This window comes from Paraburkholderia sp. RL17-347-BIC-D (assembly GCF_046027915.1).
GTDB lineage: Bacteria > Pseudomonadota > Gammaproteobacteria > Burkholderiales > Burkholderiaceae > Paraburkholderia.
Map to the genome: position 1 here is coordinate 1 of NZ_JARESS010000278.1, position 326 is coordinate 326.

Below are 326 nucleotides of genomic sequence, written 5' to 3' on the forward strand. Positions count from 1 at the left end.
CCCGGGGCCGTATCAGCGTGAAGCGCAACAGCGAAATCAATATTTAGAGGTTCGAGGTTGATTCGCTGATACGACGGTCGCCCCTTAGGAACAAAGTCGATTTGTTGTCGATCAGTATGCGCCGAAGATCCGGTCGAGCGCCGCGAGGATGGCCTCGCGTCGATCTGAAAGGGAACCAATGCACTTGCCGAGAGCCTTCAAGGGGACCGCGCTCATGGCAGGCGTATCAAGGAAACATTCTTCGCCGTGGAGTTCGAAAACGGGAAGAAGGTCGGATGGTTTGCCGGAGAAGGCGAGTTGCCGAGCAGGTCGCAGCGGAATTACGA

The 326-nt window shown here is 56.4% G+C and carries 1 protein-coding gene; it reads right to left on the reverse strand.

Translation table 11 applies throughout. The annotated features are described in order from the left end of the window. Positions 1–111: 111 nt before the first annotated feature. Positions 112–326: CcdB family protein (locus P0D96_RS48555; RefSeq protein ID WP_408321513.1), on the reverse strand; the 215-nt coding region annotated here is incomplete at its 5' end.